The 16,722-nt window shown below is 36.7% G+C and carries 11 protein-coding genes, 2 tRNA genes and 2 pseudogenes; all 15 read right to left on the reverse strand.

The window, feature by feature from the left end; translation table 11 throughout:
• Position 1: 1 nt before the first annotated feature.
• Positions 2-1,171: a HEAT repeat domain-containing protein gene (locus LBD46_05775; GenBank protein ID MDR2426670.1), complete on the reverse strand. Its 1,170-nt coding sequence runs from the start codon at positions 1,169-1,171 to the stop codon at positions 2-4.
• 86 nt (positions 1,172-1,257) lie between these two features.
• Positions 1,258-2,469, reverse strand: a complete 1,212-nt coding sequence (locus tag LBD46_05780) for an HNH endonuclease (protein ID MDR2426671.1) — start codon at positions 2,467-2,469, stop codon at positions 1,258-1,260.
• Positions 2,444-4,705, reverse strand: coding sequence for a carbamoyltransferase HypF (gene hypF, locus LBD46_05785; protein ID MDR2426672.1), 2,262 nt, complete (start codon positions 4,703-4,705; stop codon positions 2,444-2,446). The genes LBD46_05780 and hypF overlap by 26 nt, the downstream gene beginning before the upstream one ends.
• Positions 4,680-5,039: a hydrogenase maturation nickel metallochaperone HypA gene (locus LBD46_05790; protein ID MDR2426673.1), complete on the reverse strand. Its 360-nt coding sequence runs from the start codon at positions 5,037-5,039 to the stop codon at positions 4,680-4,682. The genes hypF and LBD46_05790 overlap by 26 nt, the downstream gene beginning before the upstream one ends.
• 154 nt (positions 5,040-5,193) lie before the next feature.
• Positions 5,194-5,265: transfer RNA gene (locus tag LBD46_05795), tRNA-Gly, on the reverse strand.
• 85 nt (positions 5,266-5,350) lie between these two features.
• Positions 5,351-5,432, reverse strand: a tRNA-Leu gene (locus LBD46_05800).
• Between the two features lie 11 nt (positions 5,433-5,443).
• Positions 5,444-5,752 (reverse strand): preprotein translocase subunit SecG, encoded by a 309-nt coding sequence (gene secG, locus LBD46_05805; GenBank protein ID MDR2426674.1) that lies wholly within the window; start codon positions 5,750-5,752, stop codon positions 5,444-5,446.
• A gap of 122 nt (positions 5,753-5,874) precedes the next feature.
• Complete coding sequence (locus LBD46_05810; protein ID MDR2426675.1) at positions 5,875-7,122, reverse strand: phosphoglycerate kinase; 1,248 nt, start codon at positions 7,120-7,122, stop codon at positions 5,875-5,877.
• A 107-nt stretch (positions 7,123-7,229) separates the two neighbouring features.
• On the reverse strand, positions 7,230-8,246 hold the full coding sequence (gap, locus tag LBD46_05815) for a type I glyceraldehyde-3-phosphate dehydrogenase (GenBank protein MDR2426676.1): 1,017 nt from the start codon (positions 8,244-8,246) through the stop codon (positions 7,230-7,232).
• 110 nt (positions 8,247-8,356) lie between these two features.
• Positions 8,357-9,400, reverse strand: coding sequence for a peptide chain release factor 2 (gene prfB / locus LBD46_05820; protein ID MDR2426677.1), 1,044 nt, complete (start codon positions 9,398-9,400; stop codon positions 8,357-8,359).
• A 15-nt stretch (positions 9,401-9,415) separates the two neighbouring features.
• On the reverse strand, positions 9,416-10,963 hold the full coding sequence (lnt, locus tag LBD46_05825; protein ID MDR2426678.1) for an apolipoprotein N-acyltransferase: 1,548 nt from the start codon (positions 10,961-10,963) through the stop codon (positions 9,416-9,418).
• On the reverse strand, positions 10,941-12,467 hold the full coding sequence (lnt, locus tag LBD46_05830) for an apolipoprotein N-acyltransferase (protein MDR2426679.1): 1,527 nt from the start codon (positions 12,465-12,467) through the stop codon (positions 10,941-10,943). The genes lnt (LBD46_05825) and lnt (LBD46_05830) overlap by 23 nt, the downstream gene beginning before the upstream one ends.
• Entirely contained in the window at positions 12,451-13,983 is a 1,533-nt protein-coding gene (gene lnt / locus LBD46_05835; protein ID MDR2426680.1) for an apolipoprotein N-acyltransferase, read from the reverse strand. Before lnt (LBD46_05835) ends, lnt (LBD46_05830) begins: the two co-directional genes overlap by 17 nt.
• Positions 13,984-14,016: 33 nt before the next feature.
• Positions 14,017-14,118 (reverse strand): annotated as a pseudogene (locus LBD46_05840) (SEC-C domain-containing protein).
• An 84-nt stretch (positions 14,119-14,202) separates the two neighbouring features.
• A pseudogene (secA, locus tag LBD46_05845) lies at positions 14,203-16,647 on the reverse strand (preprotein translocase subunit SecA).
• Between the last annotated feature and the right edge of the window lie 75 nt (positions 16,648-16,722).

Genomic DNA, 16,722 nt, shown 5'->3' on the forward strand with positions numbered 1-16,722 from the left:
TTTACCTTTTTGCCTTATATATTTTATCGTAAGCTTTTTTTGCTTCTTGGCGAACTTCTTTGTTGGTATCTTTACTCGAAAGATTACTCAAAAAAGTTAAAGCGGAGCTTGCCGATTTGCCCATATCCGACAATTCCGCTATAGCTCTAAGTTTTACATCTATATTGTTATGTTTGAGAAGATTTATAAGACCTGGGATGGCTTCATTTGAAGGCTTCCCCACTCTTGTCAAAGCATTGGCGGAAGCAATTCTGATAGTATGATTTTTATCTTGAAGCAAAGGAATTAATACGGGAACTGCATCATTAGCCTGATTTCCCATAGCTGCAAAAGTGTCTATCGTCGCAATTCTTATAATGTTTGGATTTTTACCGTCTGTCAAAGCTGCTAATTGCGAGACAGTACTTTTTGCAGCAGCACCTATATCCGATATGGCCTTCTTTGCTAAATCTCTTATTTCTTCCTGTCTTGTAAGCATTTTAATTAAAGCAGGAACGGTTTCATTGGCACCACCTTTTAAAATTCCAAAATTCTTTATAGCTTCTGCTACGACTACAATATTTTCGTCATTAAGGCGTTCCAGCATTTTATCAATAGCTCCTGACGACTTAAGATTTAGTGCATCAAAAGTACCGAGAGTTTCCAAGGCCGCTTTTCTTATTCCGAAATAATCATTATCAAGATACTCTGCAACTGTTCCTGCGCAAAAAGAAGCAGGTTTTCCTATTCTTGCAAGCGCATTTAAATGATCTATTTTTACATAATTATTACCTTCGGCAATACGTTTCAATATTTCACTGATAACTTCCGTTCTTCCGTTCCCAATATCTTTAATCACATCGGAAGCCATATCTCTTACATTTTTGCTGTAAGAAAGCATAGAAACCAACTCTCTTACCCCGTAAGCAGGATTCGCTTCAATGACTTTTTTATATCCCTGAATGGCGCCCTGAAAATCTTTTTTTACAAGTTTAATGTCGGCGACAGATTTTAAAGATACTATATCTCCCGGTTTCTTTTTAAGTATCGCTTCATATATCACCAGTGCTTCGTCATATTTTCCTTCTCTGAGAAGAGAATTTGCTTTTTCAGGAGTATTTCTTTCTACACATGCAAATAAAAATAATAAACTTAGAAGCATAAAATGTAAAAACTTAAATTTGCCTATCATATCATTTCTCTTTTATATTAATAAAAATTTTTCAGAATTATCCCTTTAAATCTTGGTAAGATGGGGCGACAGTATTATTAAATATCCTACTCGCCAAAAACAATTTTAGTTTTCATGATTTCTTCGCGATATTTTATTTTCATACGCAAGTATTCCATTGGTCTATCGCCTTTTGTCCTATTGCAATGAGGGCATAATAACTGATAGTTTTCATAGTAATCCCCGCCTCCCTTAACTTTAGGAATAATATGGTCTATTTCAAATTGGAAAATATCCATTTTAACGCCGCAAGCTCTGCACATTCCTTGTTGGTCTGCATAAAGCCGTTGTTTTACAGGCTGATTTATAGGTTCTTCTTTAATGTCTGTACGTTTTGGAGGTTTATCCGCTGCAACAAAATCACTAAACAACCCTGCATCGTCGCTTAAGCGGTCAATCAACACATTAACTGACTGTTTTTCAATGTCAATACCTATCCATTTTCTACCTAATTGCTGCGCAGCAACGCATGAGGTCGCACAGCCGCAAAATGGGTCAAACACTATGTCGCCTTCATTTGATGAGGCTTTTATAATGCGGCGCAAAAGAGCAAGTGGCTTTTGTGTGGGATAACCCGTTTTTTCTTTACTAAAACTTTTAATTGCGATAGAATCTAATACATCCCCGTTATTACAATTCCAAGTATCCTCTATTGGAATACCGTTCCCTGTAGGTTTTTTACCATCTCTGCGGACATAGTTTTGAGGATATGTTATGTATTCTTTATTAAATACAAAATTATCACTTTTTGTATAATATAAAATTATATCATGATTTCTAATAAATTTGCCTGCTTGTGTTTTATACCCTGAAACCCACCCAATTCGCCACACAATTTCATTTCTAAAATTACCTTTCCCAAAGATTTCATCTAACAGCGCTTTTAAATAATGGCTTGCAGTCGGGTCGCAATGCAGATACATACTGCCTGTATCTTTCAAAATGCGATACATTTCTATAATTCGTTGTGCCATATAAGTTAAATATGCTTTCATCGCTTTGCTGTGCATCACACCAACAGATGAAATAAATGTTGTCAATACAGGATATTTGTCCGCCATAGTTTCTAAATAAGATTCGTCAATATCTTCCCAACTCCACATATCTTTAAAACTTGCACCTGCGGCTTTTGTCCCAATGGGAGCGCAATACATACGTTTAGAATTAAATGGCGGATCTAAATAAATCAAATCCACAGATTGACTGTTCATCCCGTTCATAATATATAGATTGTCATTTGTGTATAATGTGTTTTTCATTTTTATTTTTTAAAATTAAATTATTTATATATGCCTGACCCAGACATAGACCTCCATCATTTATAGGAATTTGTTTATTGTAATAAATATCAAAGCCCAATGACAACAGTTTTTTTCCGATACTGTTTAATAAATATACATTCTGAAATACTCCTCCGCCAAGAGCTATTTGTTTTATTTTATGTTTTTTTGCTGTTTTTACGACAATATCGGCAATCGTGTTGTGAAATTTAGCGCTTATACATTCAACTGGAATTCTGCTTTTAATATTTTCTAAAATCCCTTTTAATAATTTCGATATATCAATTATGCCATTTTCTATATTATATCCATAACATTCTGACGTTTTATATGTATCTGCCGCTGACTCTAAAGCGATGGCAGCTTCCGCTTCAAAAGTGGATATATTTTTTATTCCGAGCAAAGAAGATACGGCATCAAATATCCTGCCAGCACTTGATGTCAAAGGCGAATTGACATTATTTTCAATTATTTTAATTATGGTTTTATAGTCATATTTTTTTAAATGTGTGGGCATATATTGTAAAAGATTGTATTTATAGAGAAGAGAGACTGCCAAACGCCATACTTCTTTTACGCATACGTCTCCACCTGGAAGACAAAAATAACCGAAATGTCCAGCTCTTTTAAATTTTTGTTTTGAATACAAAATAAACTCGCCACCCCAAATATTTCCATCTTCGCCATAGCCGTTTCCGTCAAATATAAAACCCAAAACATCCCCGTTTAAATTATGTTCGACGATTACCGACGCCATATGCGCATAATGATGCCAAACAAAATTTACTTTTTTATAATGCTGCTTTGCATACAAGCTCGAATAATATGTCGGATGCGCATCACAAACTGAAATCATCGGATTTATATCAAGAAAAGATTTCATTTTATTTATGCTTTCACTGTAAAATTTTAAATTCGCGTTTTCTGCCAAATCGCCAACGTACTGTGAAAGATAGGCATTGCCTTTTCTTATGAAACAAAAATTATTTTTTAAATCTCCGCCAGCTGCAAACATATCCGTGCCAATGCCGGTTTTTACTGGCATTGGAACATATCCTCTACTTCTTCTTATAATTATTTTCTCTTTGCCTCCAGGCAAAAATTTTACGATTGAATCATCCGCTCTGTTTTCTATATCTCTGTCATGCGTGAGAAAATAATCAGCTGTTTTGTTGAGATTTTCAAAAGCTTCTTTTTCATTAATGGATATAGGCTCATCGATTTTATTCCCCGAAGTCATTACAAGAAGCGGTATCTTTTCCATTAAAAGATAGTGAAGCGGCGCATACGGCAGCATTATTCCCAACGACGAATTATCTGGTGCAAGCATATCAAGCATAGGTATTTTAACCTTTTTTTTTAAAAGAACTATCGGTGCACTTTTTGACAGTAATTCCGCTTTTTCATACTTATTTATAAAACAAAGGTTCTCGGCGATTCTTATATTAGTCATAACTGCGAAAGGTTTATGAGGTCTTTGTTTTCTTTTTCTTAATTTATTTACGGCTCTCGGATTTGAAGCGTCGCAGCACAGATGATAGCCGCCTATACTTTTAACGGCTAAAATTTTACCCGTTTTTAAAAACTTGACTGAGTCCGTTAAAGCTTGATTTCTATATGATAAAAGTTCTTTATCACGAGTAAACAAAGACAATTTAGGTCCACATTTATGACAGGCGTTTGGTTGAGCATGAAGCCTCCTGTTTGAAGAATTGTTGTATTCACGCAGACAATCGCCGCACATGGAAAACTTATTCATCGTGGTATTTTTTCTGTCATAAGGAAGTTTTTTGATTATCGAAAAACGTGGACCACATTTTATGCAGTTTATAAAAGGGTACAAATATCTTCTGTCGGTATTTGAAAACAATTCCTTTCTACAGTCATTGCATAAAGCCAAATCATACGGAAAATCGGAAATTATTTCGGTTTTTTTACTTTTACTGATTGTAAAATTCAAAAATTTTTTAGGAACGATTTCTTTAACAAAATATTCTGCGTCGAAATCGGATTTTCTCAATTCCAAAACAAACTTTTTCAAATCGCATTTTTTCCCACAGGCTGTAATTTGTACGCCTATACCGGTATTGCACACAAAACCCGTTAAATTATTTTTAACGGCAAGATTATAAACAAAAGGTCTAAAGCCCAGCCCCTGTACTGTACCGTAGACTTCAATTAAGAAAGCATTACTCCCCTTCGATATTTTTAACATACACTTCATGACCTGAAACAATCTTTATGTCGTTTGCTCCGCAATGAGGACACGTTAAATATTCCATTTGCGAAGGTCTTATCTCTTCTAAACATAAATTGCATTGAGCTGCAAGCGGCACGATTTCATATTCGATTACCGCATCTTTGGCAACTGCGTTTTCGACAAATATATGATCTACAAAAGAGTGATTTAGAAAATCCTTTTCAATCCCCGAAGCCGTTCCTAAAACTACTGTTATTTTTGTTATTTTTGCCAAATTATTTTTCTCAGCCTCACTTAAAATCACTTTCCACAAATCTCTGGCAATACCGTGCTCATGCATCAGCAGCATCCTCCTTATAAGTTTTAATAATTATTATACGAAAATATCACTTAACGGTTTGCAGAAAATGATAGCATATTCTAAAATTTAACTAAAGGGAACTCTGTGCTATACAAGACAAAAAACTCCGCTTTTACTCGGAGTTTTCATTTTATTCATTATAAGCGGGCGATGGGACTTGAACCCACGACCTTCTCGTTGGCAACGAGACGTTCTACCGCTGAACTACACCCGCAAATAAAGCAAATTTTTATTTATACTCGAAGGCACGATTTGAACAATATTTATTTCTCATGCTTCTTTATCATCGCCGAATTTTATGCTGAGGGCGGGACTTGAACCCGCATCCCGTTAAGGACACGCCCCTCAAACGTGCGCGTATGCCAATTCCGCCACCTCAGCGTAATTTGCCGTTACTGAACAGGCTCCTGCGGAACTGCTATAGGCAGATTAGAGAGCTGGTTTACCACTGACATCATGCTCATGTTTGTAGAAACTTTCGTGAGCGTCAAAGAAGTAAACATAAAAATACATGCCATAGCTACTGTCAGCTTCTTTATGAATGCCATTCCCGAAGGGGCATTAAATATTTGATCTGATCCGCCTCCACCAAAAATACCCGCCATACCGCCGCTCTTTCCAGCTTGCAAAAGAACAACAAGTATTAAACCCAAACAAACCGCATAATGTGCAAATTGTAATGCATAATATATTATATTCATATTGTGTGATTATACTACAAAACCGTTTATTTGTCAAACTAACAGTTTTTTCCGTTATAAAGCCAAAAAATATTTTAATTTTTTTGCAGTGTCGCCGAAAAACCACGAAAAATCATTGTCTATTATTTTTCCGGAAGAGCTTCAATTCCTGGAAGTTCTTTTCCTTCCAAAAATTCTAAAGAAGCTCCACCGCCGGTTGAAATATGTGAAATCTTTTTATCAACACCTGCTTTCTTTACAGCAGAGACCGAATCTCCTCCTCCAACAACGGAAGTCGCTCCTTCTCCAGTAGCTTCCGCTACGAGTTTGGCTATTTCGACTGTTCCTTTTGAAAATCTGTCGATTTCAAATATCCCCAAAGGTCCGTTCCAAACTACCGTTTTAGCCGACTTGATGGTTTCGGCAAATTCTTCAATGGATTTCGGACCTATATCAACGCCCATAAAATCTTCGGGAATAGCTTCGTCAGCTGTAATGTTAATGACAGCATCCGACGGAACCGCTTTGTTTGCAAAATCGACTTTATTTGCGATGACATGATCGACTGGCAAGAGAAAATCTATTTTTTTTTCTTTTGCTTTTTTAAGAAGTTCCGCAGCCAAGTCAAGTTTATCGTCTTCAACTAAAGAAGTGCCTGTGCTTACTCCCTGCGATTTCAAAAACGTATATGCCATAGCACCACCGATAATTATCGCGTTTACTTTATTTAAAAGATTTTCTATGACATTTATCTTATCTGAAACTTTTGCTCCACCCAAAATCGCAAGAAATGGTCTTGCGGGATTGTCAAGAGCTTCGCCTAAAAATTTCAATTCTTTTTCCACCAAAAAGCCCGCGGCTGCGTCTTTTAGGTATTTTACTACTCCGGCAGTCGAAGCGTGCGACCTATGCACCGTTCCAAAAGCGTCCTGAACAAAAACTTCACCCAAAGAAGCAAGCTCTTTCGCAAAAGCGTCCATAGCGGCTTTATCTTTTTCCCCTGCAGAATTCTTGCCTTCCTCTTCGGGATGAAATCTGAGATTTTCAAGCAAAAGAATTTCGCCGGGTTTTAAATCCGCAGCAGCTTTTTTTGACTCTTGACTTATGCAGTCTCCATCTATAAATTTGACTGGTCTTCCTATCAATTCGCTTAAACGCGGCGCAACAGGCTTTAAACTCATTTCTGCTGCCACTTTTCCTTTCGGTCTGCCCAAATGAGCCATGAGAATTATTGCAGCATTTTGTTCCAAAAGATATTGTACCGTCGGAAGAGTTGCAGCTATTCTTTTATCGTTTGTAATATTGAGATTAGCGTCAAGAGGCACGTTATAATCTACTCTCACCAAAACTTTTTTACCTTTTACATCAATGTCTTTAAGCGTTTTTTTCATAAATTACCTTCTTTTTAATAGTAATTTTTTAAAAAATCGGGCTCAGCCGAGATTTACGGCCAAACCCGATTAAAATTAAAGCAAGATATTTTTACATAACATCGTAATTATTTTACTTCTGCAAAATATTTTATTGTTCTGACCATCTGGCTTGTGTAACTGTTTTCGTTGTCATACCATGAGACGACCTGAACTTGATACGTATCGTCATCAACTTTAATTGCCGTCGTCTGAGTAGCATCAAACAAAGAACCGTAAGCTATTCCTATGACATCAGATGATACCAGCTCTTCTTCAGTATATCCAAAAGATTCATTAGAGGCTTTTTTCATAGCGGCATTTATAGAATCTTTTGTTATGTCTTTGCCTTTTACGACTGCTATCAAAATTGTGCTTGAACCTGTTTTTACAGGAACTCTCTGTGCAGAACCGATAAGTTTTTTGTTAAGCTCTGGAATTACCAAACCTATCGCCTTTGCAGCTCCCGTTGAATTCGGGACAATATTTTCTGCAGCGGCTCTTGCTCTTCTCAAATCTCCTTTGGGATGAGGTCCATCAAGCGTCATTTGATCGCCTGTATAAGCATGAATCGTAATCATGATACCGCTCTGAACGGCTGCATAATCGTTGAGCGCTTTTGCCATAGGGGCAAGGCAGTTTGTCGTGCATGAAGCAGCTGAAATTATATTGTCTTTGGCAGTCAGTATTTTATGATTGACATTATATACTACCGTAGGAATATCGTCCCCTGCAGGAGCTGAAATGACGACTTTCTTTGCGCCTGCATCGATATGAGCCTGAGATTTTGCTTTTGACGTATAAAATCCGGTACATTCAAGCACTACGTCAACGCCAAGCTTTCTCCACGGAAGAGCTTTTGCATCTTTTTCCGCATAAATCGTGATTTCTTTTCCATCAACAATAATAGAATTGTCGGTAAATTTTATTTTGTCAGCAAGAGCGTATGTTCCCTGAGCCGAATCATATTTCAATAAATGAGCCAGCATTTTAGGGCTTGTCAAATCGTTAATAGCAACGACTTCATACCCTTCTACGCCGAACATCTGTCTGAACGACAATCTTCCAATTCTTCCGAAACCGTTAATTGCAACTTTTACTGCCATGATGATCCTCCTGATATGGTTATTTGTAAATAAATAGGTTGGGCTATTTAAAATCTATTGACAATGATAATATAAAATAATAAAAACCTTGTCAAATTAACAAAAAAAGACTAAATACTCTTTTTTTTATTTTCGAGTTTCCAATTAAGATAAGCACTTATAAAACCGTCAATATCGCCATCCATGACCGCTGCAACTTGAGATGTTTCATATCCCGTACGGGTATCTTTGACAAGCTGATAAGGCATAAAAATGTATGAGCGTATCTGGCTGCCCCATTCTATCGAACCTTTTTCACTGTAATGTTTTTCGTATGAAGCTCTTTGTTTCTCGCGTTCAAGTTCGTAAAGTTTTGCTTTAAGAAGTTTCATGGCGGTGGCGCGGTTTTTTATCTGCGAACGATCATTTTGTGACTGTACTATTATTCCTGTAGGAAAATGCGTGATTCTTACCGCTGAATCCGTCTTGTTTATATGCTGTCCGCCGGCTCCGGAAGCTCTATAAGTGTCAATTCTGATGTCCTTGTCATCAATAGTTATGTTTATGCCGTCGTCAATTTCCGGAATAACGTCAATTGAAGCAAAAGACGTATGCCTTCTTTTATTGGCGTCAAAAGGAGAAATTCTGACAAGCCTGTGAACGCCTATTTCCGACTGCAAAAACCCGTATGCGTACCCGCCTTTTATTATCATAGTCAAACTTTTTATGCCTGCTTCATCGCCGTCAAGGCTGTCTACGACTTCCGTTTCAAAACCTTTATCTTCTGCCCACCTCGAATACATTCTAACAAGCATCTGAGCCCAATCGCACGATTCCGTCCCGCCGGCACCTGAATGTATTGACATAATCGCGTTATTTCTGTCATGTTCTCCATCGAGTTTTGTCTTCGTTTCAAAAACTGATAAAACCTTTTCAAGTTTTCTGCTTCCATTTTCAACGTCTTTCAAAAGTTCTTTATCATTTTCACTTTCGGCAAGTTCTTTTAACTCGATTAAATCTTTTATTCGCATGTCTATGTCATGCCAAAGAGTGCATATGTTTTTTAGCGCATCAAGTGCAGACATAGTTTTTTTTGCTTTGTTTTGATCGTTCCAAAAATAAGGATCTGAAATTTCAATCTCAAGTCCTTTGATTTGTTCTAATTTTGCGTCAATATCAAAGAGACCTCCTTAATCCGTCGATTCTTTCCTTTTGTGTTTCAAGCATTGTACACTCCTAATTATTAGTATCACTATAAATAAAAAAACCATTACCAAAGCGCATAATTTTACGAACAAATCTCCGTGCAAAGTATAAAAAGACAGATAATCATTCTGTAGGAATTCTCCACTTATTAACGCCGATTTCATCACTTTAGTCGAATTAGTAATTCTCCCCGAAGCTTCGATTATCCCGGAAACTCCGGAATTTGCCGCTATAATCACAGCTTTTCTGTTTTCAACAGCTCTGAAAATATTCATCATAAAATGCTGATACGGTGCTGCTGTGTCGAAAAACCATGCATCATTAGTATGATTTGTTAAAACTTTCGCTCCGTTAAGGCAGAACCTTCTGGAAATATCGGGAAAAAAGTTTTCCGAACAAAGAGTGGCTCCTGAATATATTTTATTATCGGTAAAAATTTTTGCATCTTTTCCTTCTACAAAATTTCCGAGTTCGTTTAAGACTCCGAAAAACCTACTTAAAAACTTTTGAAAAGGAACATATTCCCCGAAAGGAACAAGATGACTTTTTTTGTGAATAGCAGTATATCCCTCGACATCAGGCCTGAAAGAAAAAATAGCATTAAAAAATCTGCCGCTTCCATCACTGTATGGAGCACCTATAATACTGAATCCTCCCGCAGTCTGCGTTATTCTTTTTACCGTTTTATATGTCTGCTTATCCCAAGGCAAAAAATCCGGCAGAGCAGTTTCCGGCCATGCTATCAAATCCGGTTTAACTTCGGAAGCTTCAAAAGCATATTTTTCAAGATCGAACAAGATATCGTCTTTATAACTTTGATCCCATTTTTTATATTGATCAACATTAGGCTGTACTATAACCGCCGTAAAAGTTTCATCTCCAAAATACTTAAATTTGTCCAGTCTGAACACGCCAAAAACAGAAACCAAGACAATAAGAAGAAAAGCGGTCAATAAATATTTATTTCCTTTATTGCTGGAAATCCAGAAATAAAAAAACATATTGCATATTACTAATAAGAAAGATATTCCATAAACTGCACTAAATTCCGCTATTTGTATTATTTCAGTAAATTCATACTGGGAGTATCCTATAAGCATCCATGGAAAACCAGTTAAAAGGTAGGTGCGTGCATATTCCAGCAACACCCATGCACAAGCCGCAAAAACAGATATAACCCATGTACAGGAAAAATATCTTTTTGATACATTAACAAAAAAACTCCAGACTGCCCAATATAAACTGAGATACACCCAAAGCGCACACGAAGCGGCAAAAGCCTGGACATAAGAATCCGTGTTAAATTTCAGCATAGGAATAAGCCAGTAAAGACCAACGGCATTAAAAACAAATCCGGATGCAAAACCAAATATAAGCGAATTTTGTACAGAGGAATGCATTAAAATGCTGACTAAAGGGATAAGCGCTATCCATGCTAAAAAGAACAGATTCATTTTTGGAAAAGACACGGCAAGTGCAGCTCCGCTCAATGTACTTAATATAATATATTTACAAGTTTGCCTTAGCGCCATTTTTTGATTTATACCTTTTGAAAAAAGTAACCGCCATAAAAAGCGCGACAAAAACAATACATATTTTTATAAAAACATCTCCATAAAGCACATAAAAAGATTTATAATTATTTTGAAAAAAAGTCCCTGTTATCAATGTGCGTTCGTAAACTTTTGAAGAAACGTTTATTTTTCCAGAAGCATCTATTATTGCCGACACTCCGGTATTTGCGGCAATTATTACCGCTTTGCGGCTTTCAACCGCTCGGAAAACATTTGCAGAAAAATGTTTATACGGAGCCGAAGAATCAAGAAACCATGCATCATTTGTATGGTTGGTTAAAACCTTTGCTCCCGATAAAACAAAGCGGCTTACGATATCGGGAAACAGATTTTCTGAACAAATTAAAGCACCTACTGAAAGTTCGCCGTCACTAAAAACATTTGTATCACTGCCTTCAATTGAATCATCATTTTTATCAGCTATATCAAAAAAATCCGCTACCCATCTCGGTATAGGCATATATTCACCAAAAGGTATGAGATGATTCTTAAAGTGCATATCTCGATAACCGCCTGCACCGTCAAAATAAAAAACTGCATTAAACAGATTTCCCAGTCCGTCTAAATACGGAGCTCCTATAATATTGAATCCTCCCGCCGTTTTTGTGATTTTATCAGCAAATACGTAAGAGACATCATCGGCAGGAATCAAATTTATTATTTCACTTTCCGACCATACATTAAGATCTGCTCCGATTTTTGACAATTCGATTGCAAAATCATCAAGAATTTTTGATGTTTCCAACTTATAAGAGTTGTCAAGTTTTTTATACTGTTCTATATTGGATTGCACCACGGCTGCAGTATGTTCTTTTTCTCCAAAATCCTGAAATAAGTGGTATCTGATTATTCCGAAAATAAGAACTGCGCAGAAAATAAACACTGCCGAGGCAATGTAAGATTTTTTTTTATCCGCTATGCCGAAATACAACAAGCCATTTATAAGTATTATTACAAAAGAAATTCCATAAATGCCGGTAAATTCTGAAATTTGTACAATATATGTAAATAAATATTGGCTATAACTTATAATAAGCCACGGCCATTGTCCCAATATATAAGTGCGTATATACTCAATAATTATCCATAAGCATGCGGACAAAATAATAAATAACCAGGGTTTTGAACAATATTTTTTTATAATTGCACAAAACAGTCCCCATAAACCCCAATACGCCGCAAAATAAGCACAAAATGCAGTATAAAATATTATTGAAATCGCATAATCTTCGGAAAATAAATAGATGGTATCAACCAGCCAATAGTTAGCTTGCGCATTAAAAACAACACCTGCTAAAAAAGCATAAAAAAATGAAGAAACAGCAGACGATCTAAAAATTACGCAAATAAGAGGAACAAAAGCAACCCAAGTCAAAAAAATAAAATTGGTTTTAGGGAAAGATGCAGCGAGCGCAATACCCGTAAATATGCATAATGCAATATATTTATAAATTTGTCTCATTGCTATTTTTTAATATATGCCTTCTTAAAAAAACAATTATGACAAAAAAGAAAATAAAAAATATACAAATGACAGAAAAAACATCTCCGTAAAGCATATAAAAAGTCAGATAGTCGTTTTGGTAAAAAGTTCCGGTTATTATCGCTCTTTCGTAAACGCCCGTCGAAACAGCTATTTTTCCCGATGCGTCTATTATGGCTGAAACTCCAGTATTTGCGGCAACTATTATCGCTTTACGGCTTTCTACTGCTCTGATCACATTTGCCATGAAGTGTTTGTACGGCCCAGACGAATCTAAAAACCATGCATCATTGCTGTTGCTTGTCAAAACTTTCGCTCCGGCTAAAACAAACCGCCTGCTGAGTTCAGGAAAGAAATTTTCCGTGCATATCAGAGAACCTGCGTAAATATCTCCATCGGTAAAAACAACAGTGTCATAGCCTTTGACTTTATTTAAATCAATATTATCCGCGCCTATTGTAATATATTTCGATAAACCAAGCGGCAGATATTCGCCGAAAGGGATAAGATGATTTTTTGTATGCATCGAAACATATCCGCCGTTGCCGTCAAAATAGAATACTGCTCCGAACAGTCTTCCGGTGCCGTCAAGATACGGAGCGCCTATGATATTGAATCCTCCCGCCGTTTTTGCAATTTTATCCGCAAAAATATAGGATTCTATGTCAGCAGGAATAAGATTTATTATCTCGCTTTCTGACCATACGTTAAGATCTGCACCTATTTCTGACAATTTTTCCGCAGCTTCTTCAAGTTTCAAAGTTGTCTCGGTTTTATACGAATTATCGAGTTTTTTATATTGTTCGATATTAGACTGTACAGCTGCCACGGTATATTCTTTATCACCGAAATTTCTGAACGAATTGTATCTGAATATTCCGAAAATCACTACAAAAACAAATAAAGCTGCCGCGGCAAGCAGATAAGTTTTTTTTCTTTTGAAAACCGCAAAATATAAAAATCCATTTATAAGCATTATGACAAAAGAAACGCCGTAAACGCCCGTAAATTCCGCTATCTGTATTATATATGTAAACAAATATTGGCTGTAGCCTAATAATGTCCAGGGCCAGCCTGTCAAAGCGTATGTTTTTATATATTCAAGAACAACCCACAGACAAGCCGACACAAGTACAAAAAGCCACGGTTTATAACAGTATCGTTTTATAAATGAAGAAAGCGCTCCCCAGATACCCCAGTATAATGAAAAATATAAACAAAGCGCGCCGTAAAAAAAGAACGCGATAAAATAATTGCCGGACAACAGCCGCACACTGTCGAGAACAAAGAAAACGCATAGCATATTTGCAACCAAGCTGGACAGAAAAGTGTAAAAGAAAGACTGCCTGACAGAAGAGTTAAAAATAATATGAAAAAGAGGAATTAAGGCTGCCCACATTAAAAAAAACAGGTTTATTTTTGGAAAAGAAAAAGCTGACAAAAACCCTGTAGATATGCTAAGCAATATGAAAAGATTCTTTTGTTTTAATTTCATTATAAAAACCTAATACTTAACTATGCTGCAAAACTAAAGGTTTGCTCCGCAGCATTTTTTATATTTTTTACCGCTGCCACAAGGACACGGATCGTTCCTTCCTATTTTATTTATGTCTCCAGCTTTAATTTTTTTATTTTGTTTGCTATCCAAGACTAAATTATGATTAATTTTATTTCCCTGCCCTTTTAAAGCCGCATCCTGAAGCGGTTTCATGATTCCCTGCGGTCTTATTTCGACATGAACTTTAAATATGTATTCTATCGTGCTTTCTCTTATTCTTTTCATCATCGACTCAAACAAGGCAAAAGACTCTCTCTGATATTCTATTTTTGGATCTTTCTGAGCATAGGCTCTAAACCCTATTCCTCTTCTCACTTGATCGAGTTCATACAAGTGATCTTTCCATGAAGAATCTATCATTTGCAGTAATACCATTCTCTGAATATGCGATAATAGCTCAGGAGTAAGCTGCTCTTTTCTTTTTTCATAAGATTCCATTACTTTTTCGTAAATGTCTTCTTTTAAAGCATCTTGAGTTATGTAATTTAAAGCATCTTCATTTTCCAGTTTATATTTTATCGTAAAAGTTCTTTGCAGCCAGGCTTCTATGCTTGCCCAATCCCATTCTTCTGCATATTTTGCCGAAGCCCAAAGCTGAACTTTTTCGTCAACGGACTCATTTATCATGTCTTTAATCGTGTCGGTTACGTCTTCGCCTTCAAGAATTTCATTTCTAAGTCTGTAAACAGCTTCTCTTTGTTTGTTCATGACATTATCGAAATCTATGAGCTGTTTTCTTATGTCAAAATTCATGCCTTCTACTTTTCTCTGCGCACCTTCGACGGCTTTAGATATCCACGGATGCTGAATGTCTTCACCCCTTTTAAGTCCGAGTTTATCCATCATATAAGCCATTCTGTCAGAACCGAAAAGCCTCATCAGTTCGTCTTCCATAGAGAGAAAAAACCGAGAAGAACCTGGATCGCCCTGCCTTCCGGCACGGCCTCTGAGCTGATTATCGATTCTTCGCGATTCATGTCTTTCTGTACCTATTATGTGCAGCCCTCCGAAAGATTTAACTTCTTCATTTTGTACTGGATCTCCCGCACCGAGAACTATATCTGTACCTCTTCCCGCCATATTTGTCGCTATGGTTACCGCACTTTTTGCTCCTGCCTGAGCGATAATTTGCGCTTCAAGTTCATGATATTTTGCATTTAAAACCTGATGCGGAATTCCTTTCTTTCTTAACATTGAAGCGATTTTTTCAGATTTTTCAATCGATCTCGTTCCGACCAAAACGGGCTGCCCTTTTCTCCAGCACTGTTCAACCTCATTTACAATGGCTTCATCTTTTTCCTGCTCAGTTTTATAAATTACATCTGGAAAATCTTTTCTTATCATCGGATTATTCGTCGGAACTTCCACGACTCCGAGTTTATAAATTTCCCAAAATTCTGCCGATTCCGTTGAAGCCGTACCCGTCATACCAGAAATTTTGTCATACATTCTGAAAAAATTCTGAAATGTGATCGTCGCAAGAGTTTGATTCTCTTCGGCTATTTTCAAATTTTCTTTTGCTTCTACAGCTTGATGAAGACCGTCTGACCATCTTCTTCCGGGCATAAGCCTCCCTGTAAATTCGTCAACGATTATCACTTCGCCGTCTTTTACGACATATTCCACATCTCTGTGATACAAATTATGCGCTCTTACCGCCTGCGTCAAATGATGTACCCATTCCGACTGCAAATCGTCATAAATATTTTTAATTCCCAAAACTTTTTCGGCTTTTTGTATCCCCTGCTCCGTCATGACTACGGTATGATTTTTTTCATCAACCAAATAATCGTATCCGACGGACAAATCGACGCCGTCATATTTCGCTTTTATTTCTTCCGCTTCGGTGATTTTTCTGCCTTTTAAGAGAGGCACTATTCTGTTGCATACGTAATATTTGTCCGTTGCCTGATCTCCAGCTCCAGAAATAATCAAAGGCGTTCTAGCTTCATCGATTAGAATCGAATCGACTTCATCTATAATCGCGTAATTAAGCGGCCGCAAAACTCTGTCTTCTTTGGTAATAACCATATTGTCCCTTAGATAGTCGAAACCGAGCTCGTTATTAGTAACATAAGTTATATCGCATTTATAAGCCGACCGCCTTTCTTCATTAGAAATATCATGCGAAACATTTCCTACGGTAAGTCCCAATTTTTCATGTATCGAACCCATCCACTCTTTATCCCTTTTCGCTAAATAGTCATTTACTGTAACAATATGCACGCCTTTTCCCGGCAAAGCATTTAAATACGAAGCGAGCGTGGCAACTAAAGTTTTGCCTTCGCCAGTACGCATTTCTGCTATTTTGCCTTTATGTAAAATGTATCCGCCTATAAGCTGAACGTCAAAATGTCTGAGACCTATAGTCCTGATGGAAGCTTCTCTTACACATGCAAAAGCTTCAGGAAGAATATCATCGAGAGTCTCGCCTTTCGTAAGTCTTTCCCTGAACTCCGCTGTTTTTGCTTTCAGTTCTTCATCAGAAAGTTTTTGAATTGAGGTCTCCAATTCGTTAATTTTTTCCACTATCGGCTTTATCGCCTTAATGTCTCTTTCATTTTGAGAACCAAAAATTGCGCTCAAAATACTTTTTAACATTTATTTTCCCCTTAAATAAATTATTTTATTAAACAATAATTATATAATTTATTAAGATAAAAAAGAAGCTTTAGA

Origin of the sequence: Candidatus Endomicrobium procryptotermitis (assembly GCA_031279415.1) — a bacterium.
GTDB classification, from domain to species: domain Bacteria; phylum Elusimicrobiota; class Endomicrobiia; order Endomicrobiales; family Endomicrobiaceae; genus Endomicrobium_B; species Endomicrobium_B procryptotermitis.

Coding starts and splice junctions, on each gene's coding strand:
- lnt (MDR2426680.1), bottom strand. CDS start 13,983: ATGAAATTAAAACAAAAGAATCTTTTCATATTGCTTAGCATATCTACA.
- LBD46_05790 (MDR2426673.1), bottom strand. CDS start 5,039: ATGCTGCTGATGCATGAGCACGGTATTGCCAGAGATTTGTGGAAAGTG.
- lnt (MDR2426678.1), bottom strand. CDS start 10,963: ATGGCGCTAAGGCAAACTTGTAAATATATTATATTAAGTACATTGAGC.
- secG (MDR2426674.1), bottom strand. CDS start 5,752: ATGAATATAATATATTATGCATTACAATTTGCACATTATGCGGTTTGT.
- lnt (MDR2426679.1), bottom strand. CDS start 12,467: ATGAGACAAATTTATAAATATATTGCATTATGCATATTTACGGGTATT.
- LBD46_05775 (MDR2426670.1), bottom strand. CDS start 1,171: ATGATAGGCAAATTTAAGTTTTTACATTTTATGCTTCTAAGTTTATTA.
- LBD46_05780 (MDR2426671.1), bottom strand. CDS start 2,469: ATGAAAAACACATTATACACAAATGACAATCTATATATTATGAACGGG.
- LBD46_05810 (MDR2426675.1), bottom strand. CDS start 7,122: ATGAAAAAAACGCTTAAAGACATTGATGTAAAAGGTAAAAAAGTTTTG.
- hypF (MDR2426672.1), bottom strand. CDS start 4,705: ATGTTAAAAATATCGAAGGGGAGTAATGCTTTCTTAATTGAAGTCTAC.
- gap (MDR2426676.1), bottom strand. CDS start 8,246: ATGGCAGTAAAAGTTGCAATTAACGGTTTCGGAAGAATTGGAAGATTG.